The sequence below is a fragment of the Veillonella sp. LMAG:90 genome (genome assembly GCF_008679445.1).
Taxonomy (GTDB): Bacteria; Bacillota; Negativicutes; order Veillonellales; family Veillonellaceae; genus Veillonella_A.
The window spans coordinates 1,736,862-1,758,773 of sequence record NZ_NAND01000001.1 but is presented as its reverse complement, the minus strand read 5'-3'; the positions used below and the strand labels follow the sequence as shown (position 1 = coordinate 1,758,773).

Annotated in this window: 24 protein-coding genes; 21 read left to right on the top strand and 3 right to left on the bottom strand. The window is 43.2% G+C overall.

Translation table 11 applies throughout. The features are described from left to right. The first annotated feature begins 34 nt into the window (after positions 1-34). The 18 genes from nrdR (at position 35) to dut (ending at position 16,590) form a co-directional block, all read left to right on the top strand. Positions 35-499 (top strand): transcriptional regulator NrdR, encoded by a 465-nt coding sequence (gene nrdR / locus CCC71_RS07820; RefSeq protein WP_021842423.1) that lies wholly within the window; start codon positions 35-37, stop codon positions 497-499. Continuing rightward, the gene (locus CCC71_RS07815; RefSeq protein WP_021842424.1) at positions 496-1,425 is read left to right on the top strand and encodes a dipeptidase; all 930 of its coding nucleotides are present in this window, start codon (positions 496-498) and stop codon (positions 1,423-1,425) included. The genes nrdR and CCC71_RS07815 overlap by 4 nt, the downstream gene beginning before the upstream one ends. A gap of 91 nt (positions 1,426-1,516) precedes the next feature. After that, positions 1,517-2,101, top strand: coding sequence for a D-sedoheptulose 7-phosphate isomerase (gmhA, locus tag CCC71_RS07810; protein ID WP_021842425.1), 585 nt, complete (start codon positions 1,517-1,519; stop codon positions 2,099-2,101). Then, the gene (gene rfaE1 / locus CCC71_RS07805; protein WP_021842426.1) at positions 2,091-3,578 is read left to right on the top strand and encodes a D-glycero-beta-D-manno-heptose-7-phosphate kinase; all 1,488 of its coding nucleotides are present in this window, start codon (positions 2,091-2,093) and stop codon (positions 3,576-3,578) included. The genes gmhA and rfaE1 overlap by 11 nt, the downstream gene beginning before the upstream one ends. After that, positions 3,575-4,540, top strand: a complete 966-nt coding sequence (gene rfaD / locus CCC71_RS07800) for an ADP-glyceromanno-heptose 6-epimerase (RefSeq protein ID WP_021842427.1) — start codon at positions 3,575-3,577, stop codon at positions 4,538-4,540. The genes rfaE1 and rfaD overlap by 4 nt, the downstream gene beginning before the upstream one ends. A gap of 36 nt (positions 4,541-4,576) precedes the next feature. Then, positions 4,577-5,107 (top strand): D-glycero-alpha-D-manno-heptose-1,7-bisphosphate 7-phosphatase, encoded by a 531-nt coding sequence (locus CCC71_RS07795; protein WP_021842428.1) that lies wholly within the window; start codon positions 4,577-4,579, stop codon positions 5,105-5,107. After that, the gene (locus CCC71_RS07790; RefSeq protein ID WP_295243547.1) at positions 5,094-6,107 is read left to right on the top strand and encodes a glycosyltransferase family 9 protein; all 1,014 of its coding nucleotides are present in this window, start codon (positions 5,094-5,096) and stop codon (positions 6,105-6,107) included. Before CCC71_RS07795 ends, CCC71_RS07790 begins: the two co-directional genes overlap by 14 nt. An 18-nt stretch (positions 6,108-6,125) precedes the next feature. Next, the gene (locus tag CCC71_RS07785; protein ID WP_296333408.1) at positions 6,126-7,181 is read left to right on the top strand and encodes a glycosyltransferase family 9 protein; all 1,056 of its coding nucleotides are present in this window, start codon (positions 6,126-6,128) and stop codon (positions 7,179-7,181) included. Beyond that, a complete protein-coding gene (locus CCC71_RS07780) occupies positions 7,181-8,194 on the top strand; it encodes a 3'-5' exonuclease (protein WP_295785800.1) in 1,014 nt (337 codons plus the stop codon). Before CCC71_RS07785 ends, CCC71_RS07780 begins: the two co-directional genes overlap by 1 nt. Before the next feature lie 141 nt (positions 8,195-8,335). Further along, positions 8,336-9,733 carry an aminopeptidase gene (locus tag CCC71_RS07775; RefSeq protein WP_296333406.1) on the top strand — a complete coding sequence of 466 codons (1,398 nt, stop codon included), beginning with the start codon at positions 8,336-8,338 and terminating at the stop codon, positions 9,731-9,733. Further along, entirely contained in the window at positions 9,733-10,095 is a 363-nt protein-coding gene (locus CCC71_RS07770) for a hypothetical protein (RefSeq protein ID WP_021842433.1), read from the top strand. The genes CCC71_RS07775 and CCC71_RS07770 overlap by 1 nt, the downstream gene beginning before the upstream one ends. Further along, positions 10,095-10,463: an arsenate reductase family protein gene (locus CCC71_RS07765; protein WP_021842434.1), complete on the top strand. Its 369-nt coding sequence runs from the start codon at positions 10,095-10,097 to the stop codon at positions 10,461-10,463. Before CCC71_RS07770 ends, CCC71_RS07765 begins: the two co-directional genes overlap by 1 nt. 147 nt (positions 10,464-10,610) lie before the next feature. Then, positions 10,611-11,597 carry an ABC transporter substrate-binding protein gene (locus tag CCC71_RS07760; RefSeq protein ID WP_021842435.1) on the top strand — a complete coding sequence of 329 codons (987 nt, stop codon included), beginning with the start codon at positions 10,611-10,613 and terminating at the stop codon, positions 11,595-11,597. A gap of 112 nt (positions 11,598-11,709) precedes the next feature. After that, positions 11,710-12,579 (top strand): ABC transporter permease, encoded by an 870-nt coding sequence (locus tag CCC71_RS07755; RefSeq protein WP_021842436.1) that lies wholly within the window; start codon positions 11,710-11,712, stop codon positions 12,577-12,579. Positions 12,580-12,591: 12 nt separating this feature from the next. Then, positions 12,592-13,383, top strand: coding sequence for an ABC transporter ATP-binding protein (locus tag CCC71_RS07750; RefSeq protein ID WP_021842437.1), 792 nt, complete (start codon positions 12,592-12,594; stop codon positions 13,381-13,383). A gap of 239 nt (positions 13,384-13,622) precedes the next feature. After that, positions 13,623-13,889 carry a 30S ribosomal protein S15 gene (gene rpsO, locus CCC71_RS07745; protein ID WP_006556895.1) on the top strand — a complete coding sequence of 89 codons (267 nt, stop codon included), beginning with the start codon at positions 13,623-13,625 and terminating at the stop codon, positions 13,887-13,889. Positions 13,890-14,044: 155 nt separating this feature from the next. Beyond that, entirely contained in the window at positions 14,045-16,114 is a 2,070-nt protein-coding gene (locus CCC71_RS07740; protein ID WP_296333405.1) for a polyribonucleotide nucleotidyltransferase, read from the top strand. A 26-nt stretch (positions 16,115-16,140) separates the two neighbouring features. Beyond that, positions 16,141-16,590, top strand: coding sequence for a dUTP diphosphatase (gene dut / locus CCC71_RS07735; protein ID WP_021842439.1), 450 nt, complete (start codon positions 16,141-16,143; stop codon positions 16,588-16,590). Positions 16,591-16,711: 121 nt separating this feature from the next. Here dut and CCC71_RS07730 read toward each other — a convergent pair whose 3' ends face one another. Continuing rightward, positions 16,712-17,878, bottom strand: coding sequence for an ISL3 family transposase (locus CCC71_RS07730; RefSeq protein ID WP_296333404.1), 1,167 nt, complete (start codon positions 17,876-17,878; stop codon positions 16,712-16,714). 386 nt (positions 17,879-18,264) lie between these two features. Here CCC71_RS07730 and CCC71_RS07725 point away from each other — a divergent pair, with 386 nt between their 5' ends. The 3 genes from CCC71_RS07725 (at position 18,265) to CCC71_RS07715 (ending at position 20,391) form a co-directional block, all read left to right on the top strand. Continuing rightward, positions 18,265-18,798 (top strand): NUDIX domain-containing protein, encoded by a 534-nt coding sequence (locus CCC71_RS07725; protein ID WP_021840217.1) that lies wholly within the window; start codon positions 18,265-18,267, stop codon positions 18,796-18,798. Positions 18,799-18,840: 42 nt separating this feature from the next. Beyond that, a complete protein-coding gene (locus CCC71_RS07720) occupies positions 18,841-20,016 on the top strand; it encodes a phosphopentomutase (RefSeq protein WP_021840216.1) in 1,176 nt (391 codons plus the stop codon). Between the two features lie 72 nt (positions 20,017-20,088). Next, positions 20,089-20,391 (top strand): hypothetical protein, encoded by a 303-nt coding sequence (locus CCC71_RS07715; RefSeq protein ID WP_021840215.1) that lies wholly within the window; start codon positions 20,089-20,091, stop codon positions 20,389-20,391. A 344-nt stretch (positions 20,392-20,735) separates the two neighbouring features. On the opposite strand, the gene tnpA is transcribed toward CCC71_RS07715, so the two are convergent. Beyond that, the gene (gene tnpA, locus CCC71_RS07710; RefSeq protein ID WP_156703932.1) at positions 20,736-21,200 is read right to left on the bottom strand and encodes an IS200/IS605 family transposase; all 465 of its coding nucleotides are present in this window, start codon (positions 21,198-21,200) and stop codon (positions 20,736-20,738) included. 187 nt (positions 21,201-21,387) lie between these two features. After that, positions 21,388-21,648 carry a 30S ribosomal protein S20 gene (gene rpsT / locus CCC71_RS07705; protein ID WP_006556889.1) on the bottom strand — a complete coding sequence of 87 codons (261 nt, stop codon included), beginning with the start codon at positions 21,646-21,648 and terminating at the stop codon, positions 21,388-21,390. Between the last annotated feature and the right edge of the window lie 264 nt (positions 21,649-21,912).

The window sequence follows — 21,912 nt, the reverse complement described above, 5'->3', positions numbered from 1 at the left end:
TATTTAATACATTAATTGGGAATGAGGTGAACTCATGAGATGTCCTTACTGTAAACATACTGAAAATAAAGTAACCGATTCGCGCGCTACCGATGATGATAACAGCATCCGTCGGCGCCGTGAATGTTTGGCTTGCGGACGCCGTTTTACGACGTATGAAGTTATTGAAGATGTGCCGATTATGGTCATCAAATCGAGCGGCAGTTATGAAATGTTTGACCGCAGCAAATTGTTGAATGGTATTTTGCGCTCCTGTAACAAGCGTAATATTCCACGCGAAATATTGGAAAATGTTGTAAAAAATGTAGAAGACACGATTCGCAATCGCTCGCAGCAGGAAATTAAATCTTCTGAAATCGGTGATTTGGTGTTGGCAGAATTGAAAAATATCGACGAAGTAGCCTATGTTCGCTTCGCCTCCGTATATCGTAATTTTGAAGACGTACAAGCCTTTGTGGCCGTATTGAAGGATTTGCGCGAACATGAGGATACTAAATGATAGATTTACATTGTGATACCATAATGATGCTCATCGATGAACCCGATAAGGGCGACTTGGGGCAGAATCCATGGAAAATAGATATAGCAAAATTAAAAAAGGGCGGTTATCATTTACAAGATTTTGCTCTCTTTGTAGAGCTCGATCAGGAAAAAGATCCCTATGCCCGCTATGAAGCTATGCGCCAATTGTTTATGGCGGAAATGGAAAAGTATAAGAACGATATTGTTCATGTACGGTCCTATGAAGAGTTCAAGGCGGCGCGAGCAGCCGGAAAAATCAGCGCCTTATTATCCGTTGAAGAAGGGGGCGTTTTTGAAGGCGACTTACAGCGTTTGAAAAAAGCCTATGATGACGGTGTGCGCCTCATTACGATTAGCTGGAATTTCCCGAACGGTTTATCCTATCCTAACGGCGAAAAGTATGAAGGTAAAGGTTTGACTCCGAAGGGGATTGAGTTTGTACAATATATGGAAGAATTAGGGATGATTGTGGATTGTTCCCATTTAAACGATACGGGTACGTATCAGCTTGGTGAAATCTTAACGAAACCATTTATTGCATCTCATTCCAATGCCAGGGCTTTGACTAATCATCGACGTAATTTAACGGATGATCAAATTCGTCTCATTGCCAATAAGGGCGGGGTAATCGGTCTTAACTTTGCACAGTCCTTTTTAGGCACATCCCGCATCAGCTTAATCGAAGATATTGTGCGCCACAGCCTTTATATTCGTAATGTAGGGGGCAGTGATGTAGTAGCGTTAGGTACGGATTTTGACGGCATCAGACCGGATACGGAAATTGAAGATGCCGGTGACATGATGCGCTTATATGATGCTTTCCGTAAAGCGGGCCTCAGTGAGCGCGATACGCATAAAATATTTAACGACAATGCGGAACGTTTATTACAGACTATATTGTAATTTATATGGCTCTATGAAGCCGTTTAATATAAATGCAGTATGCATTTTAAAAATGGACAGCGCATTATTAACATAGTTTTTAGGAGGCTATATGGAATTTCAAGGAGAGTTGAATCCTATTATTGCGGAGCGTTTTACAGACCATTTGGATGTGTTCGGCAAGACGATGGAACAAATGGATGTAATTCAGTTAATGGCAGAGCGCTGCAAAGAGGCGTTAAAAGCGGGCAATAAAGTTTTATTTTGCGGCAATGGCGGTTCCGCTGCGGATGCTCAGCATTTGGCGGCTGAATTAATCGGTCGTTTTCAAAAAGAACGTCGTTCGTTGGCGAGTATCGCCTTAACAACCGATACATCGATTTTGACGGCCGTAGCCAATGATTACGGCTATGACGAAGTATTTGCCCGTCAGGTTGAGGGGCTTGGTCGTTCCGGTGATGTTTTAATAGGTATCTCTACTTCAGGTAACAGTGCCAATGTGGTAAAAGCGGCGTTAAAAGCACGTGATACGGGTATGCACACGATTGCGTTTACCGGTGAAGGCGGTGGCAAACTTAAAGATATTTGCGACATTACCTTTGCCGTACCTTCAAAAGTAACGGCACGTATCCAGGAAATGCATATTATGGTAGGCCATATTATTTGTGAGCTGGTGGAAGAAGAATATGATAAGTAAAACAATTACCGAGTTTTTGAATAATAAATTGCCTAAGTTACGCATTGCCGTTATCGGCGATATAATGGTAGATCGCTATGTATTCGGCGATGTGAGCCGTATTTCGCCGGAAGCACCGGTGCCGGTTAACCGCGTCACCGATGTGCGTGAAGTCTTGGGCGGGGCTGCCAATGTGGCATCTAATTTGGCAAATCTTGATTGTCAGGTGTTCTTGGGCGGTGTAGCCGGTGAAGATACGCATGGTAAGTTATTGACCGATTTATTGGAAGTAGAAAATATCAATCATTCCGGTATTATGCGTGAGCCATCCCGTCAGACCACGACTAAAATGCGAATCCTCGGCGGTCGTCAGCAAATGATGCGCCTCGATTTCGAAGAACCGGAACCGGTGAATGCGAAAGAAACAGAATTCTTGTTGGCTTGGATTAAAGAGTTGGCTGAACATGGTCTTGACGGCATTGTTATTTCTGACTACGGCAAGGGCGTATGTACGACGGCCGTTCTGGGGGAAGTTTTAAAAATCGCCAAAGCCAAAGGTATAAAAACCATCGTTGATCCAAAGGGCAATGATTGGTCTAAATATAGTGGTGCCACGTTTATTACACCGAATGTAAAAGAGCTTAGTGAATATATCGGGCGAAACTTGCCGAATACGGATGAAGCCATCGTTGAAGCGGCGAAAGAAACACTGGATGCCGTTGATTTTGATTATGTGGTGGCTACACGTTCCGCTAAAGGGATTACGATTGTGAGTCGTCAGGGTCAGATTTGGCATAATCCGGCGACGCAGCAAGATGTATTTGATGTGAGCGGTGCCGGTGATACGGTAGTGGCCATGATTATTACGGCTATGGCGGCGGGCCTTACGGTACGCGGCACTTTACATGTTGCCAATGCGGCAGCCGGGGTCGTTGTGTCCAAAGTCGGAACCTATCCGATTCATCGGCAGGAACTCTTGGATTTGTGGGCTACCATTCGTCAACGCCAACGCCAGGCGGATCCGATTATCGGTTACAGTCGTGAGGAAATGGCGGCTAAAATTCGTCAGTGGCAGAATGAAGGTCATACCGTTGTATTTACGAATGGTTGTTTTGACATTCTTCACAGCGGTCATTTATCCTATTTGCGCGATGCGGCTCGCTTGGGGGACCATTTGATTGTGGGCCTTAATTCCGATGCATCGGTGAAACGCCTTAAAGGGGTGGCGCGTCCCATTAACTCTGAAAGTTCCCGCGCCGAACTTATGGGGGCCTTGGGGTTTGTGGATGGCGTCGTTGTCTTTGAAGAAGACACGCCCGCTGAATTATTAAGTGCGTTGCGTCCCAATATTTTGGTTAAAGGCGGCGATTATAAGCCGGAAGATGTTATCGGTCGTGAATACGTGGATAAAGTGATGATTTTACCGTTTAAAAATGGTTATTCCACGACAGGGATTATAGAAAAGATTAAGTCCTTAGTGCAGGAGGGATTATTATGATTATAGTTACAGGCGGTGCCGGTTTTATCGGCAGTAATATCGTTAAACAACTTAACGAACGCGGTCGCAACGATATTTTAATCGTTGACGATTTAACAGACGGCAGCAAAATCCGTAATTTGCAGATGCTCGATTATTATGATTATGTAGATTGCATCGACTTTGATGATGCGGTAGCTACGAATACCTTTGATGTGGGACCGATTGAAGTGGTGTTCCATGAAGGGGCTTGTGCGGACACGATGAATTATGACGGACGTTACATGATGCACAATAACTTTGAAGGCACCAAAAACTTGTTCCACTATTGCCAGGAACGTCGTGTGCCGTTCATTTATGCATCGTCCGCGTCTACCTATGGTCATGGTAAAAAAGGTTTTACAGAAAAACCGGAATGCGAAGAAGCATTGAATCCATATGCCTATTCTAAATTATTCTTCGACCGTTATGTACGTCGTTTTGAAAAAGACTTACAGTCCCAAGTAGTAGGTCTTCGTTATTTCAACGTATTCGGTCCGAATGAAAACCACAAGGGCAATATGGCGTCTTTAGTACGGCAGATGTTCTACAAACTTCGTGAAACCGGTGAAATTACTTTGTTCGAAGGTACTGACGGTTATGAAAACGGCGGGCAGTTACGCGACTTTATCTATGTCAAAGATGTAGTGAATGTAAACTTCTTCTTCTGGGAACATCCGGAAATCAGCGGTATTTTTAACTGCGGTACGGGCGAAGCGAAAAGCTTCAATCGCTTCATGCAGGCTGTTATCGATTATAACGGCTCCGGCAACTTACGCTATATTCCGTTCCCTGAAGTGTTAAAAGGTAAATATCAGAGCTTTACGGAAGCGGACACCACTAAATTGATGGCGGCCGGTTACGATAAAGGCTTTACTAAATTGGAAGATGCCGTTGCCGAATATTGTGAATTGTTAGATCATAACGAAGGTTATGTTCGTTAATTATATCCGTTAATTGTGTTTGTTAAGGAGAAGCCCATGCGCAAAGTATTGTTTTTAGACAGGGACGGCGTTATCAATGTAGATGTGAACTATTTATATCGCATTGATGATTTTGCCTTTGTACCGGGCGCACCAAAAGCGTTAGCTGCGGCCGTGCAGGCCGGTTATGATTTAATCGTCGTCACCAATCAAAGCGGTATTGCCAGGGGTTACTACACAGTAGAAGATATGGAGCGCCTACATGCCTATATCAACGAAGAGTTGACCAAGGTAAAGGCGCCCATCCTTGCATTTTATTATTGTCCTCATCATGTAAAGGGAACGGTAGCGGCATTCACTAAAGACTGTGATTGTCGTAAACCAAAACCGGGCATGTTATTGCAAGCCATGAAGGACTATGATATTGATAAGGAAAACAGTTTTTTAGTGGGCGATAAACCGTCCGATGTGACGGCGGCTGAAGCGGCCGGTATAGAAGGGTACCTTTTTGAAGGCACCGATTTGTATGAATTTTTAGCCCCTATTTTAGAAGCCAAGCAGAAAGGACAGACCCATGAAGGAGTATAAACGGATACTGATTGTCAAAATGAGCTCGCTTGGCGATGTGATTCATGCGTTGCCCACCTTATATGCGATTCGTAAGAATTGGCCGAATGCGCATATTACCTGGGCAGTGCATGAACAGTTCAGCGGCCCTTTGCCGGGCAAACCATGGCTTGATGAAGTTTTGTTTATCGATAAAAAGAAATTGAAATCAATTTCATATTTATGGACTTTGCGCCGTATCTTACACGAACGAAATTTTGATATGTGCCTGGATTTGCAGTGTTTGGCAAAAAGCGCCATCGTTTCGTTTTTATCCGGTGCCAAAGAGAAGTACGGCTATTGGGAGCTGCGTGAAGGCAGTAATCTTGTTAATAAAGCCTTGGTAGGGCCCAATAAATACGGCCATGTCATTGAGCGTTATTTAGATACGGTACGGGCTTTAGGCGGCACTGTGGATACTATTGAATTTCCCATGAATGAATCGGAAGAAGCGGCTAATTCCTGTGAGGCTAAATTACGGGCTCAGGGCATGCCGCAAGGTGCCGATTATGTAGTTGTAGTGCCGGGTGCCCGGTGGATTGTTAAAGAATGGCCAATCCCGCACTTTACCGACCTTTGTAAGCGCTTAGCCGCCCAAAAGCAATATGTGGTACTCGTAGGGGCCCCTTCGGATAAGGAAAAGGCGGATGAAATTCAAAACGGCGTAGATAGTCCGTATGTCATAAATATGACGGGGCAAACTTCATTGGAAGAATTAATTGAATTAATACGTCGCTGTAAACTGTATGTCAGTGCCGATACGGGCCCGTTACACATTGCCAACGCGCTAAAACGCCCGTTAATCGGTTTATATGGCACCACATCGCCGGAACGAACCGGTCCTTATGGCGGCGATTATGTGCATATTATTGTTTCGCCAACATCGAAGGCCACGCCGGAGGCACCGCTCGTGGATGATCCGGAATGTATGGCGCAAATTACGGTGGATACCGTATGGGAAACGGTGCAAACACTGCTTTAAAAAAGGAGTTAGTATTTTATGAACCTCAATCATAAACGAATTGTAGTCACCTTTTTGATGCATTTAGGGGACGTTATCTTAACAACGCCTTTTTTACATGTGTTGCGACAGGCGGCACCTCAAAGCCATATTACATTTGTAATGGATGAAAAATTAAAAGAGGTTATGCAATATAATCCGAATATAGACAGTATAGTAACGATTGATAAAAAAGGCCGCGACAACAGCATTAGTGCGCTAAGGCGGATAGCTCATGAATTACGTGATAAAGAAGGCCGTCCGGATGTGGTAATCAATATTCACCCCAACGAACGAACCAGTTTTTTTGCATGGGCTTTACATGGCAAAATCACGGTGGGCATGAGCCATTTTCTGTTCCGTCCGTTTATGACGAAGTATACGCGCCTTGATCGTAAAACACGGCATGCAGCGGATATGTACATTAATGTGTTGGAACAGTTGGGCGTAAAGGATACGTCCAATAAAGGCCTTGAAATATATACTAGTCCCGAATGGGATAAGAAGGTAACTGAGTTTTATGAATCCCATGGCGTCTGTGATGTGGATACGGTTATCGGTTTTAATGTAGGCAGTGCTGTTCCGGAGAAACGTTGGCCGAAAGAACGATTTGCGGCGGTGGCTGATTATTTTGCCGACCACGGCTATAAGATTGTATTTTTCGGCGGCCCCATGGATGAAGACATGGTGGCCGATGTAGTGACACAAATGAAACATACGCCAATCGTGGCAACCGGTAAATTCAGTTTGGGTGAATTGGCGGCGGCCATTCATCGTTGCAGTTTATTTATAACCAATGATTCCGGACCGATGCACGTGGCCGTCAGCCAACATGTGCCGCTCGTAGCCTTGTATGGCCCGTCTAATCCTAAATTTTACGGCCCCTACACGCAGAACTGCGTAGTCTTGGAATCAATGGAAGAGTATGAAGTAGGCAAAAGCATGAAACAGATCATCAAGGAAGGCAATTACAAAGGCGTATCTGTTATATCTACCGAAGCCGTTATTGCGGCGGCTCAATCGCTTCTTGTCGAACCGGGAAGCGAGCAATCCTGATGACCTATATAATATTTGATTTGGAATGGAATCAGCCCTTTGCCAATGATATTAGCTTTATGAAGCGTACCGGTTTACCCGTATCGGGAGAAATTATTCAAATCGGAGCGATAAAGCTTGATGAAAACTTGGAGTTGGTTGATACCTTCAATACGTTTGTGAAACCGCAGTATTTAACGCGCATGCATAAACATGTGGAGAAGTTGACCCATATATCGGCCGCTGATTTGGCCATGGGTGTTTCTTTCGTGCAGGCTTACAAGGATTTTGAACACTGGTGCGGTGACGATGCCGTGCTTTTGACCTGGGGCTCCGATGATATTGTGATGCTTCGTGAAAACCTCAAGTTATTCGGTCTGCCCGGTACGATTAAACATACCTGGTATGATGCGCAGCTTATTTTTGCGTATTTGCAACATGGCAATACCCAGCAAGTGGCACTAAGCAAAGCCATGGAAGAGCTTGATATCAAACAGGATGAGTTGAATGCTCATGATGCCTTGAATGACTCCATTTTCACAGGCTATATTTGTAAAGCGATTGCGCTAGACCAGGGGATTGCTCAGTACGAACAAATTTCCAAAAATACCTATTCGCAGGCCTACTTTCCGGAACCTATCAGTTTTTTTATTTATGAAAACTTCGGTGATAAACGCAAAGTGTTGCACGATAATAAAGTGCGTCGCGCTCATTGTCCGGAATGTCAGTCCTTGTTGACAACCAATAAAATTCAACGCTTAAGCGGCGATAAATTTTTGAGTATCGGCCGATGTCCTTACCACGGGTTATTCGGTGTCCATTGGCGCATCGGTAAATATATGAAACGCAATCGTGAGCTTAGCTATTATGTAACTAAGACATTAACGGCGGCACCACCTGAACTTCAAAATTTATATGAAGAACGGGCTGAGTTAAATCGTCAAAAAGAGGAAGCTTATTTGGCCCGCATGGCGGCTAAACAGGCAGAAGAAGACGCAAAGCAGCAGTTTATTAATACTACGGATAAAAAATAATAGTTTATTAATAGCCGGATAAAATTTAAATGAAAATAATTTACAGTTGAGATGTAGAAATTTTTCAATTGATGTATAATATATACAGCTGAATCGGCCGCTACAGGCCGATTCGTAATTTCACTTAGGAAGGATGATACTATGGAACGAAAATATGCTTGGCATGAATATACCGAAGCCGACACTCAGGCTATGGAAGCTTTATGCAAAGAGTATCGTGACTTTTTGGATAACGGCAAAACGGAACGGGAATGCATTGAACAAACAATTGCGAAAGCGGAAGCCGTTGGTTATAAAAATTTAAAGGATTTCCAGAACGATGGTCAACCGATTAAAGCGGGCGATAAAGTATACGCCGTACACATGAATAAAATCATTGCTTTATTCAATATCGGTACCGACTCTTTGGAACAAGGTTTCAATATCTTAGGTGCTCATATCGATTCGCCGCGCCTTGATGTTAAACAGAATCCGTTCTATGAAGATAAGAACTTGGCCTTCTTTGATACGCACTATTACGGCGGTATCAAAAAGTACCAGTGGGTGGCTATGCCCCTTGCTTTACATGGCGTCGTTGTGAAAAAAGACGGCACGAAAGTAACTCTTTCCATCGGTGAGAAAGATACGGATCCGGTATTCTGCGTAACCGACTTATTGCCTCATTTGGGCCAGGAACAGATGGAGAAAAAAGCGGCCAAAGTGATTGAAGGGGAAAACCTTGATTTACTCATCGGCAGCCAACCTGTTAAAGGTGAACTTAAAGACGGCGTAACCAAGTTCTTGAATGATATTTTTGAAAAAGAATACGGCTTCACCGAAGAAGATTTATTGTCCGCCGAACTTGAAATCGTACCGGCCGGTCGTGCTCGTGAAATGGGCTTTGACCGCAGCATGATTTTGGCTTACGGCCAGGACGACCGCGTTTGTGCTTACACTTCCTTAGCGGCTATGCTGGAAGTAGATAAAGTAAAACGCACTACCTGTACTTTATTGGTAGATAAAGAAGAAATCGGTTCTGTCGGTGCTACGGGCATGCAATCCCGTTGGTTTGAAAATGTGGTAGCTGAATTATTGGCCATGGCCGGTAATAAGTCGCCATTGGCCGTGCGTCGCAGCTTGGAACGGAGCCGCATGTTGTCTTCCGACGTAAGTGCCGGTTTCGATCCATTGTATGCATCCGCCTTTGAAGCTAAAAACGCCGCATTCCTTGGCAAAGGTGTTGTATTTAACAAATTCACCGGTGCTCGCGGTAAATCCGGTTCCAATGACGCCAATGCGGAATACATGGGCTTTATTCGCCGTATTATAGATGATAATAATGTTAATTTCCAAACGGCTGAACTCGGTAAAGTAGACCTTGGTGGCGGCGGTACCATTGCGTACATCATGGCGCTTTACGGCATGAACGTTATCGACTGCGGCGTGGCTGTGCTCAGCATGCATGCACCTTGGGAAGTAACGAGCAAAGCGGACGTATATGAAGCTAAGAAATGTTATGTAGCCTTTTTAAAAGCCGACGGCGTGGAAGGAAATCTATAATGGGTAATATCAGTCAAGGTAAGACCAGTAAACCGACGGTGCGCATTGATATTTTTGACATTGAAGAAGACAAGGCGCAACAATATTTGAAGGACCGTGAAGAATGCGCTACTGCCGCGGAAGCGGTAATGGCGAAGTATTGTCAGACTGTTAAGCGTGAAACCCTTGATCCGACGGAAGGCCAAGGCGTAGTAGGCTATTATAAAACGGGTGAAATCCTCATGCAAGTTTTGCTTGATCCGTTTGAAATTCCGGTTATGAAAGTAGCCATCGGCCGCGGTAAATTGGAAGAGTATATTTTGGCGGCCAACAGTTTGACTCATGAAATGCTCGAACAGCTGGCTAAGGAGGACGAAAACTAATGTTATTGGTACAATATCCGACTTGCACAACTTGTAAAAAAGCAAAAAAATATTTGGAAAGTCATAATATCAGTTTTGATGACCGCAATATTAAGGAAGAAAATCCGACAGCTGAAGAACTTGGTCTTTGGCAACCGAAGAGCGGTAAAGACGTTAAGGCTTTTTTCAATACGTCCGGTCAGGTTTATCGCAGTGAAAATATTAAAGATAAATTGCCCACTATGAGTGATGAAGAAAAATTGGCTTTACTTGCTACGAATGGCATGCTCGTAAAACGTCCGTTATTAATCCTTGATGATGAAGTGCTGGTAGGTTTTAAAGAAGCAGAATGGGAAGCGGCACTTAAACGGAATGGCTATTTGAAGTAGTTGACAATCCTGTGGGCGTCATTTATAGGCCTCTTTGATGAATTTTCTTTCATTTTCCTATTGAAATAGGCAAAGAAACAGGCTATAATGGTTGCAATATCCCGTGTAGATGGATATGTGTAGTATGGTAGAAGGGAGCATTTTATTATGTGGAAGAAACGTGTAGTAGTGGCAGCGGCGGCAGCTTTGATGGCTGTAGGTTTACTCGCCGGCTGTGGTAGTGACAGTAGCAATGATAGCGGTGCGAACAAAACGTACAAAGTAGGGGTCGTTCAACTCGTTGAACATCCGGCGCTTGATGCGGCCAACAAGGGATTTGTTGACGGCTTGGCGTCTAAAGGGTTTAAAGATAATGTAAAAATCGATCAGCAGAACGCTCAGGCGGACCAGTCGAATTTGAACAGTATTGCCCAGCGTTTTGTGGCAGATAGAGATGATTTGGTGTTGGCTATTGCAACGCCGGCTGCTCAAGCTATGGCAAATGCAACCAAAGATATTCCAATCTTGGGTACAGCCATTACCGATTATGTCCAAGCTAAATTAGTAAAAAGTGATGAAAAACCGGGCACTAATGTGAGTGGTACGACTGATATGAATCCGGTAGAAAAACAGGTGGACTTAATTACTCGTATTTTACCGAATGCTAAGAAAGTCGGCATTATCTACAGTGCCAGCGAAGTGAATTCCCAATTACAGGCAGAACGCATGAAGAAACATGCTCAGGAAAAAGGCCTTGAAGTTGTGGAAATGACGGTTCAAAATGTGAACGATATTCAGCAGGTCGCACAAAACTTGGTAACACAGGGTGTTGAAGCTATTTATGTACCTACCGATAATGTAGTTGTATCGGCTATGCCTAACTTGGTTAAAATTACCGATGCCGCTAAAATTCCGGTATTCCCGGGTGAAGACAATGTGGTAAAAATGGGCGGTTTAGCGACTTACTCCGTTGATTACTACCAATTGGGCTTCCAAACCGGTGTAATGGGGGCTAAAATCCTATCCGGTGAAGCTAAAATCGAAGATATGCCGGTTGAAAGTCAAAAAGAATTCAAATTGGTTATTAACCAAGATGTGGCTAATCGTTTAGGCATTACTATTCCGGCCGACGTTTTGCAAGAAGCCGGTAAATAAATATCCTGATTAAAAAAGGGAATAGCCCGATTTTAAACTAAAGGGTAAATAATTAACCTAATACATAAAAGAAAAGGGCTTCGGCCTTTTTCTTTTTATAGATGGAGGAAACATGGAAAACCTGATTATTTCTACATTAGGCCAAGGCCTGTTATGGTCACTGTTGGCTATCGGCGTATTTATTACGTTCCGTGTATTGGATATTGCCGATTTAACCGTTGAAGGGAGCTTCCCATTAGGCGCAGCTATTTCCGTTACACTCGTTGTGGCCGGCGTGAATCCGGTTGTATCGATTTTAGCAGCCGCCGTGGGCGGTATGCTCGCCGGTGTGGTTACGGGCTTGGTTCATACTAAGCTTAAAATTCCGGCCCTCTTAGCCGGGATTCTAACCATGATTGCATTATACTCGGTGAATCTTCATGTCATGGGGAAAGCGAATGTGTCCTTATTGCGCATGGACACAGTATATACCTATTTGGAAGCCATGAATATTTCCGCTACCTGGGCTTTGGCCATCGTAGGCTTATTGGTAGCTTTTTTATCCGGTCTATTTTTATTCTGGTTCTTCGGGACGGAAATCGGGGCCGCCATTCGTGCCACCGGCGTGAATCCGCAAATGATTCGTGCCCAGGGCGTGAATACGGATACGATGATTGTATTGGGCTTGCTTTTATCTAATGCGTTTGTAGCTGTAGCCGGTGCCCTCGTAGCACAAGGAAACGGTTATGCCGACGTAGGCATGGGCGTAGGCACCATCGTTATCGGTTTGGCTTCGGTTATCATCGGGGAAGTTCTCTTCGGCACCCGTTCTTTTGTGAAAAGTTTAACGGCCGTAGTGCTCGGTTCCGTTGTGTACCGTATCGTTATTGCCATTGTATTATACTTAGGTATGCCGCCAAATGATTTGAAATTATTTACGGCCGTATTGGTTGCCATCGCCTTGTCCTTACCGACATTGAAGGCGAAATGGCAGAGTCGCTAAGGAGGGCTACCTATGTTAGAAGTTAAACAGATTGTCAAAACATTCTTTAAAGGTACGGTCAATGAAAAAGTGGCTCTTCATGGCGTTGATTTACGCTTGGAGTCCGGTGATTTTGCTACCGTTATCGGCGGTAACGGGGCCGGTAAGAGTACCTTGTTGAATTCCATTGCCGGTGTATTTCCCATTGATTCCGGATCCATTCATATTAATGATACGGATATTACGAAAATGCCGGAATACAAACGAGCGGCGTTTATCGGCCGTGTATTCCAGGACCCTATGCTTGGTACGGCGGGGAACATGCAAATTGAAGAAAATCTTCTTCTCGCTTTGCGCCGTGGTAAACGGATGGGCCTTAAATGGGCGTTCGTACCGAAAGAACGGGAATTGTTCCGTGAACGTTTATCCCTCTTAGGCCTTGGTCTCGAAGACCGTTTGACGGCTCGTATGGGCTTATTGAGCGGCGGTCAGCGCCAGTCCATTACCTTGTTAATGGCCACCATGCTTCGTCCTGAGCTGCTATTGCTCGATGAACATACGGCAGCCCTTGATCCTAAGACGGCTGAAAACGTGTTAACGTTGACGGATAAACTCGTTAAAGAGCATAATCTGACAACCCTTATGATTACGCATAACATGCGTGATGCCTTGCGTTTCGGCAATCGTCTGATTATGATGAATAACGGACGCATTATCTTTGACGTGCGCGGCGAAGAGAAGAAGAAATTAACGGTTCAAGACTTATTGGAACGCTTTGAAGTGGCCGGCGATACTATTAGTGACCGTATGATGTTGGGAACCTAAAATTCAATCGTAATGAACAGTGGATGCCATTATATGGTATTTACATAAAATGAATATCGTTGTACTTATAACGACGTATGTAAAGAGGGATTTTTGTAAAATCCCTCTTTACAATTATAGGGGCATATAGTATACTCATTAAGGTGCTATACGCACTGTTAACGCAAGCGAAGTATTCGAATCTCCAACGTTTACTTTGGCTTGTCGAGATTTTATTCGTAGTACAGGAGGACATAATAATGTTAACTACAGAAGCTAAACAAGCTATCATCAAAGAATTTGCTGTTCATGAAGGCGACACCGGATCTCCGGAAGTACAAATCGCGATTTTGACTAACCGCATTGTATACCTTACTGAACATTTGAAAGAACACAAAAAGGATCATCACTCCCGTCGTGGTCTTTTGAAATTGGTTGGTCAACGCCGTAACATGCTTGACTACCTTCGTCGTAAAGACATTGAACGTTACCGTGCAATTCTTGAAAAATTAAACTTACGTAAATAATTGCGTTTCACGCGTTAGTTTGCGTAACTTAAAAAGCGGCCTTGGCCGCTTTTTTTATATAATAACTAATAAAACACTTTTATTTTATGAGATAATCATTTACAATAATAGAGAATGTAAAAATTGTAGAAGAGTAACTCAGAGGAGGAATCGGAATGGAACAATTCCAAATGGATCTTGCCGGTCGTACCCTAACTATTGAAACAGGGGAATTGGCAAAACAAGCAGGCGGTGCAGCCTTAGTACGTTATGGTGATACGGTCGTATTGGTAACGGCTACGGCATCCAAAGAAGCCAAAGACATTGACTTCTTCCCATTGACTGTAGATTATGAAGAAAAAATGTATGCGGTAGGCCGCATTCCGGGGGGCTTCGTTAAACGTGAAGGTCGTCCGCCGGAAACAGCTATTTTGCACAGCCGTTTGATTGACCGTCCGATTCGCCCATTATTCGACAAAGGTTGCCGTAATGAAGTGCATGTATGTGCTACCGTATTGTCCGTAGACCAGGATAATGCACCTGAAATTTGCGGTATGATTGGTGCGTCCGCAGCTTTGGCTTTGTCCGACATTCCTTGGGCAGGTCCAATCGCCGGTGTACGCATCGGCCGTGTAAACGGTTCTTTTGTAATTAACCCAACCGTAGCACAACTTGAAGCTACTGACTTAAATGTAGTCGTAGCGGGCACAAAAGATGCTATCTTGATGGTAGAAGGCGGTGCGCAGGAAGTAGCGGAAGACGTACTCTTAGACGCTATCATGGCGGCTCATGAAGAAATTAAACGCATCGTTTCTTTCCAGGAAGAAATGGTAGCCGTGGCAGGCAAAGAAAAACGCGTATTGCCAACGCATGCTTTAGACGAAGATATTTTGGCAGCCATTAAAGAATACGCTCATGATGCCCTCGATAAAGCCGTACGTTGTGCCGATAAACAACAACGCGATGCGCAGCAGGATGAAGTATATGCTGATACACGCGCTCATTTTGAAGAAATCTATCCTGAAAATATGGATGATGTAAATATGGCGCTTGAAAAAATGACGAAAGAAATCGTTCGTCATATGATTACGGTTGAAAAAATCCGTCCGGACGGCCGTCAGTTGGATGAAGTTCGTCCAATCAGCGTACGTGTAGGTGTATTGCCTCGCACTCACGGTTCCGGCTTATTCACTCGTGGTCAAACTCAGGTTCTTAATATCTGTACTTTAGCTCCATTGTCTGAAAAACAGACTATCGACGGTATCGGTATTGAAACGGAAAAACGTTATATTCACCACTACAATTTCCCATCCTATTCCGTAGGGGAAGCTCGTTCCTCCCGCGGTCCTGGACGTCGTGAAATCGGTCACGGTGCCTTGGCTGAACGTGCTTTATTGGCCGTTTTGCCAACAGAAGAAGAATTCCCATACGCTATGCGTTTGGTATCCGAAGTATTGGAATCCAACGGCTCCAGCTCCATGGCCAGCGTGTGCGGTAGCACCTTGTCCTTAATGGACGCCGGTGTGCCTATTAAAGCACCGGTAGCCGGTATTGCTATGGGTCTTGTAACTCAGGGTGAACATTACACGATTTTAACGGATATTCAAGGCATGGAAGATGCTTTGGGCGATATGGACTTCAAAGTAGCCGGTACGGCGAAAGGCGTTACCGCTATTCAGATGGATATTAAAATTTCCGGTTTATCCCGTGAAATCTTAAAAGAAGCATTGGAACAGGCTCATAAAGGCCGTATGCACATTATGGGCAAAATGCTTGCTGTTATCGATGCACCGCGTGATAATATGTCCCCATGGGCTCCGCGCATTATTACCATGAACATCGACCCTGACAAGATTCGTGACGTAATCGGTCAAGGCGGCAAAGTAATTCGCGGTATCATCGAAGAAACCGGTGCTAAAATCGATATTGAAGATGATGGCACTATCTTCATTGCTGCTGTTGAAGAAGCGGCGGCTAATAAAGCGATTGAAATTATTACCAACTTGACGAAAGAAGTTGAAGTGGGTGAAGTTTACCTCGGTAAAGTAACCCGTCTTATGAACTTTGGTGCCTTTGTTGAAGTATTACCGGGCAAAGAAGGTTTGGTACATATTTCCAAATTAGCTAAAGAACGTGTTGAAAATGTGGAAGATGTTGTCAATGTGGGCGACGAAATTATGGTTAAAGTTATCGAAATTGATAAACAGGGTCGTATTAACTTGTCCCGCAAAGATTGCTTAAAATAACTATCACTTGAAAGAGGAGTCCTTAGATGGATATACGTGGATTTGAAGTTGTATCACAGTTTGAAGATAAAGATATAGCTTTACCAAGACGGAAAACAACGGAAAGCGCGGGCTACGATATTGAATGTGCGGAAGCCGTAACAATTGCGCCCGGCGAAATGAAGTTGGTGGCTACAGGCCTCAAAGCGTTTATGAATTACGATGAATATTTGGCGATTCATATTCGTTCCAGCATGGCTATTAAACGGCACCTTATGCTCGTGAATAGTACCGGCATCATTGACAGTGATTATTATAATAATGAAGAAAACGAAGGTCATATTCTGATTGCCCTTATTAATATGGGGAAAGAAGAAGTTCAGCTTGAAAAAGGCGAACGCGTGGCCCAGGGCATTTTCTCCAAATATTTAATCGCTACCGATGACGATGCCACCGGTATCCGTAAAGGCGGTATCGGCAGTACCGGTAATAATTAGGTAATAAAACTCCATGACACTACGCTCAGCTTGCTGAGTGTGGTTGCCGTGGAGTTTTTTGTTATATTTTGAGTTCAGCCATAGAAATGGCTCTTTGTCAAATTTTGGGGCGCTAAAGAGTCTATGCACTTTGAGGAAGGACATGCGACATAACTGTTGCGTGTCCTTTTCTTGCATTGATGAATAAAATCCGGTTACGGAAGTAGTGGAAGTTCCGTATCCCAAAAGAGCAAGGTTTTAAAACTTTAATTTTGTTATTGCAACCCTCGGTAAAGCCGTTTGAATATGGTAAGGTTAAGGCATTAATAATTTCGTCGCTCCAAGAGGAGAACGTTTTTAAGAGGGATTGAAATTCAGGTAGTTCAGAGTCAAAAACTAATGAAAGCCATTCATTTATGGACCTTAGAATATCGCGCCTCCGTTTAAATTTCAACACTGTATGGAAGGCATATTTTAGCATATAGGCACGGTGTAATCTCGATGAATAGTGAAACATATCCATCAGTTTTGCATATTCATTGTCAGTTAAATCCTTAAAATGTTTAGTCAATATTCGCTTATTCGTTTTGAAGGTTCGGCTTGCATTAGTTAAGGTGTTTTGCTCAGCTTTACGCACTCGCTCAAGGGTAAAGGTCACCAGCCGGATTAAGTGGAATCTGTCGGCAATAATACGAGCTTTAGGGAAGCATTGCTTCATGACGGAGCGGAATTGGAGGGACATGTCCATTGTGATGTATTTTACGTTGTTTCGTACGTGTCTTGGGAATTGCAAAAAGTACTGTATTAGCTTGACCGTATCTCGTTTAGGCAGAATATCCAGTATTTTATGGTCATTAGGATCGGTAAGGATGACCTGGTATTTTTGGCCGGCTGCATTGCCTTTAAATTCGTCAATAGATATTACCGCAGGTAATGTCTTGGGTCGGCTATAGTTAATTTCCTTAAAAATGCGAATAACTTGAGTTACGCTAATATGACAATGTTTAGCAACTGCTGTTAGAGATTTTACCTCTGACAATTCAGTAATGACCACTTCTCGTAGTCGGGGTGTAGTCCTAAGATAGCGCGTAGAGAATTCTGTTTTTTCATTAAACGTGCGTCCGCAAGTGCGGCTATACCGACGTTGACGATAGATAAGGCGAATCGGCTTTTCATTGGTTGTAGTGTGGCGGATTGTACGATGTGTGTAGCCTTTTATACGAGTTGTTTCCTTATGGCAATTAGGACAAACATGAGGTTTTACCGGCACCATCACATGTAATACATATTCTTCTGTAGTTTCTCTCATATTTTGGATATGTGAATCTTTTATTCCGAGCATTTTTCCTATATAATTAAGACTAGACATATTGAATAAACATCCTTTCGTTAATTGTTAGCACCTTTATTGTATCGGATTTTATTCAATATGTCTTTTTTATGCAAAAAAAGTAGGCGCCAAGAGGACACGCAACTAGCGTTTCTCTTTAGCGCCCCAAAATAAATTATAGAACCATAGAAATTAGTTAATAGGCGGGCATAAACTTTTCATCGCTTTACCTTTGGATTTTGTGTGATACAATAAATAGAGAATATATTTCAATATAAACTGTTTAGCCGGCAGAGCGCGTTGGGCGTTAGAGTCGCCGGTAATCGTATTTTAGAATTAGTGAAATCAGCAAAGAGGAGATACCTATGAGCTTGCACAGAGAAAAACAGATATCATCGGAAATGAAATTTGACGGTCGTTTGATTAAAGTTACTTTTGACGTAGCCGATGTAAACGGCAAGGAAGCTTGGCGTGAAGTGGTTCATCATCCAGGTGCCAGTGCCATCGTTGTGATTGACGATCAAGGCCGTATCGTTATGGAACGCCAATTCCGTTATGCCTTGGATCGCGGTTTACTGGAAATCCCGGCGGGCAAACTGGACGGCGCGGAAGACCCGTTACATTGTGCCAAACGTGAATTGGAAGAAGAAACGGGTTATAAAGCTTCCGAATGGATTTCCTTAGGCGCTATTGCCACAAGTCCCGGTTTTTGTAATGAAGTGATTCATCTCTATGTGGCTAAAGGCCTTAGCAAGGGTGAAACTAATTGGGATGATGATGAATATGTGGAACTCGAATATTACACGTTCGACGAGTTGATGGAAGCGATTCGTAAGGAAGAAATTAAAGACGCTAAAACATTAGCGGCATTAGCTTTGGCTATGCCATACATAAAATAAACAGTATCTTAAGTTAACTTAAGAAAAGAATAGAGGCGTATTATGTTTAAACGAGTTATATTATTGGTTATGGATAGCGTGGGTATCGGTCATGCGACTGATGCTGGTGCCTTTGGCGACGAAGGGGCTAATACTGTGGGCCATATTGAATCGGTCGGCGGAACCTTACGTTGTCCTAATTTAAAACGCTTAGGATTGGCCAATATTGCGAATATTAAAGCCGATGACGAACCGGTAACCGGTCTTTTCGGCCGACTCCATGAAATCAGTCGCGGTAAGGACACGACGAGCGGCCATTGGGAACTTTTAGGTCATCCTGTGGATGTGCCGTTTCCGACTTTTTATGAAGGCTTTCCGAAAGAAGTTATGGACGCCTTTACCCGTGAAACGGGCTATGGCTATTTAGGTAATGAAGTAGCATCCGGCACGGAAATTATTGAACGCCTCGGCGAAGAACATATGAAAACGGGCAAACCGATTGTCTATACGTCGGCCGATTCCGTTTTTCAGATTGCCGCTCATGAAGATGTAATTCCTCTTGAAGAGCTGTATCGTATTTGCAAGATTACCCGTGAAAAAGTCTGTGTCGGCGATTATTATGTGGGGCGTATCATTGCAAGACCTTTTGTGGGTGAATTAGGCCATTTCAAGCGGACTGCCAATCGTCATGATTACAGTCGTATGCCTGAAAAAACTTTATACTGGGAAATCCTACAACAGCATAATTTACAGACTATTGGTGTGGGCAAAATCGGCGATATTTATGCCCGTGTCGGTATCAGTGAATCCTATCCGACTAAATCGAACAGTCACGGTATGAACGAAGCGGCTCGTCTCTTAGGCGGCACCTTTAAAGAAGGCCTCATGATGATTAATCTTGTGGAATTTGACAGCATGTACGGTCATCGCCGCAATGTACCGGGTTACAAAAGAGCCTTGGAAGACTTTGACTACCAGCTGGGAGGACTCTTGGATCTTCTCACTGAAGATGATTTGTTACTAATCACCGCCGACCACGGCAATGATCCTACTTGGCACGGGACCGACCATACTCGCGAATTGGTACCTTTATTAGGCTATTGGCAAGGTTTAAATAAACCGATAGCTTTGGGCGACCGCGATACCTTTGCCGATGTGGGGCAGACCATACTCGATAATTTCGGTCTTAAAGGCGATGTAGGCACAAGTTTCTTAAGTGTAATTAAAGATGCAAAATAATAAATCTAAAGTATAAGATTTAAATTCAGATATTGTGATGGTATTAATTTTAAAAAGAATTGAGGAAATACTATGAGTTGTACACATGCAAAACATCCGGTTCCAACGGATCCGGCTGAAAAAGCCCGTTATTATTGGGCTAAAAGACAGACTGCCGTAGCGCAGGAGCAGGGGATGAGCAACGATGAAATCCATGACTTATTTAAATACATCATGGACATGGATATCGATGCGGTAGAAAAATCCGGTACGGAAGAAACGTATGAAACCTTCCGTCGCGCTATCGGTCAGGCTACGACTGCTTTGGATGAAGGAAAGCCGGTGGCCGTGGCATTGAATTTGTTCCGCACTATCATGCACGGCGATCTTAAATAGAAAAACATATCTTCTAGGTAAAAAATAAAAAACATCCCCTCTCCGCAGGCTGGTTTTGCATTCGCAAAAAGGCTCTACGAAGAGGGGATGTTTTTTATAATATACGCAAGAACGGTGTGCATATTTAGGTAGAAATAGTTTTCCTTCAAAGACGCCCTGCATGATAGTGCGACTTTAGGGGGGAGAGGGGTTTTGACAAATCATAACCACCCGTAGAACGGGTGGTTTGCTCTGACCCTATAAGGGTCTTTCTCTAGTGGTTGCCCTCTAAAGAGGGCTTTGAGTAATCTGACAACCACTCTATTACCACTGGCTGCCCCCTACTCGGGGGCTTTTATTTTTGCCTACTTTACCTGCTCACCCGTGAACGGGTCCATATATTCTTTAAAATTTAACGTATCTTGAGCTATATCTTCTTGTAATTGATTGCGAATATACTCCTTTATCGCTCCTTCGTATCTGCCTACCGTATCCACATAATATCCTCTACACCAAAAATGTCGATTCCCATACTTATATTTTAAATTAGCATGTTTATCGAATATCATGAGGCTACTTTTACTCTTTAAATACCCCATAAAACTTGATACACTTAAATGTGGAGGTATAGTAACGAGCATATGTATATGATCGGGGCAGCACTCCGCCTCTATAATCTCCACATTCTTTCTTGTACATAAATCTCTTAATATTTTCCCTATATCAACTTTTATTCGCCCATATATAACTTGTCGTCTATACTTAGGTGCAAAGACAATATGGTATTTACATCTCCATTTACTATGTGATAAGCTTTTTACGTCATTCATTGACATTGAACCTCCTAAGTTGAAATGTTGTGGTTGCCAGACCAACTTCATTGTATCATTAGGAGGTTCTTTCCTTTTCTATAAGAATTTTTTACCGACCCCCAGTTTAACTGGGGGTTTTGTCATGCCTATTCGGCGTACAATAAAAAAAGCGCCGTAACTAGGTTACAACGCTTTTGTGCTTTAATTATAAAGCATTCACTTTAGCCGTTAAGTTAGATTTCTTGCGAGCTGCTGTGTTTTTATGAAGAACGCCTTTGGAGGCTGCTTTATCAATTACGCTAGTAGCTTGAACAAGTGCTTTTTTAGCATCTTCTACTGCGCCTGCTTCTACAGCTTCAACCGTTTTGCGTGTAGCTGTACGAATTTGAGATTTCACAGCGGAGTTTTTCGCACGACGTTCAGCGTCCGTTTTTACGCTTCTAATACTGGATTTGATATTTGGCAATTGAGTCACCTCCTTATGATTACAATAATATACCTGAATAATTATAGCACAGTGCGTATTGTTGTGCAATACCTTATAAAGATTAGTTTTGCCTTATATTTATGATATAATAGTTTCAGATATGTTGAACATTAGTTTAGACTATATATTATACAGCTAAATTTTGAAAACGTATAGAATAGGAAGGTATAACCTTTGAAAAGCTATAGCCAAAGAAGGTATGGCCTTTGAATACGTATGACCTATAAGGTATGTAATATATAA

Excerpts from the sequence above, each read along its gene's own strand:
- nrdR (WP_021842423.1), top strand. The coding sequence starts at position 35 with ATGAGATGTCCTTACTGTAAACATACTGAAAATAAAGTAACCGATTCG.
- CCC71_RS07815 (WP_021842424.1), top strand. The coding sequence starts at position 496 with ATGATAGATTTACATTGTGATACCATAATGATGCTCATCGATGAACCC.
- gmhA (WP_021842425.1), top strand. The coding sequence starts at position 1,517 with ATGGAATTTCAAGGAGAGTTGAATCCTATTATTGCGGAGCGTTTTACA.
- rfaE1 (WP_021842426.1), top strand. The coding sequence starts at position 2,091 with ATGATAAGTAAAACAATTACCGAGTTTTTGAATAATAAATTGCCTAAG.
- rfaD (WP_021842427.1), top strand. The coding sequence starts at position 3,575 with ATGATTATAGTTACAGGCGGTGCCGGTTTTATCGGCAGTAATATCGTT.
- CCC71_RS07795 (WP_021842428.1), top strand. The coding sequence starts at position 4,577 with ATGCGCAAAGTATTGTTTTTAGACAGGGACGGCGTTATCAATGTAGAT.
- CCC71_RS07790 (WP_295243547.1), top strand. The coding sequence starts at position 5,094 with ATGAAGGAGTATAAACGGATACTGATTGTCAAAATGAGCTCGCTTGGC.
- CCC71_RS07785 (WP_296333408.1), top strand. The coding sequence starts at position 6,126 with ATGAACCTCAATCATAAACGAATTGTAGTCACCTTTTTGATGCATTTA.
- CCC71_RS07780 (WP_295785800.1), top strand. The coding sequence starts at position 7,181 with ATGACCTATATAATATTTGATTTGGAATGGAATCAGCCCTTTGCCAAT.
- CCC71_RS07775 (WP_296333406.1), top strand. The coding sequence starts at position 8,336 with ATGGAACGAAAATATGCTTGGCATGAATATACCGAAGCCGACACTCAG.
- CCC71_RS07770 (WP_021842433.1), top strand. The coding sequence starts at position 9,733 with ATGGGTAATATCAGTCAAGGTAAGACCAGTAAACCGACGGTGCGCATT.
- CCC71_RS07765 (WP_021842434.1), top strand. The coding sequence starts at position 10,095 with ATGTTATTGGTACAATATCCGACTTGCACAACTTGTAAAAAAGCAAAA.
- CCC71_RS07760 (WP_021842435.1), top strand. The coding sequence starts at position 10,611 with ATGTGGAAGAAACGTGTAGTAGTGGCAGCGGCGGCAGCTTTGATGGCT.
- CCC71_RS07755 (WP_021842436.1), top strand. The coding sequence starts at position 11,710 with ATGGAAAACCTGATTATTTCTACATTAGGCCAAGGCCTGTTATGGTCA.
- CCC71_RS07750 (WP_021842437.1), top strand. The coding sequence starts at position 12,592 with ATGTTAGAAGTTAAACAGATTGTCAAAACATTCTTTAAAGGTACGGTC.
- rpsO (WP_006556895.1), top strand. The coding sequence starts at position 13,623 with ATGTTAACTACAGAAGCTAAACAAGCTATCATCAAAGAATTTGCTGTT.
- CCC71_RS07740 (WP_296333405.1), top strand. The coding sequence starts at position 14,045 with ATGGAACAATTCCAAATGGATCTTGCCGGTCGTACCCTAACTATTGAA.
- dut (WP_021842439.1), top strand. The coding sequence starts at position 16,141 with ATGGATATACGTGGATTTGAAGTTGTATCACAGTTTGAAGATAAAGAT.
- CCC71_RS07730 (WP_296333404.1), bottom strand. The coding sequence starts at position 17,878 with ATGAGAGAAACTACAGAAGAATATGTATTACATGTGATGGTGCCGGTA.
- CCC71_RS07725 (WP_021840217.1), top strand. The coding sequence starts at position 18,265 with ATGAGCTTGCACAGAGAAAAACAGATATCATCGGAAATGAAATTTGAC.
- CCC71_RS07720 (WP_021840216.1), top strand. The coding sequence starts at position 18,841 with ATGTTTAAACGAGTTATATTATTGGTTATGGATAGCGTGGGTATCGGT.
- CCC71_RS07715 (WP_021840215.1), top strand. The coding sequence starts at position 20,089 with ATGAGTTGTACACATGCAAAACATCCGGTTCCAACGGATCCGGCTGAA.
- tnpA (WP_156703932.1), bottom strand. The coding sequence starts at position 21,200 with ATGAATGACGTAAAAAGCTTATCACATAGTAAATGGAGATGTAAATAC.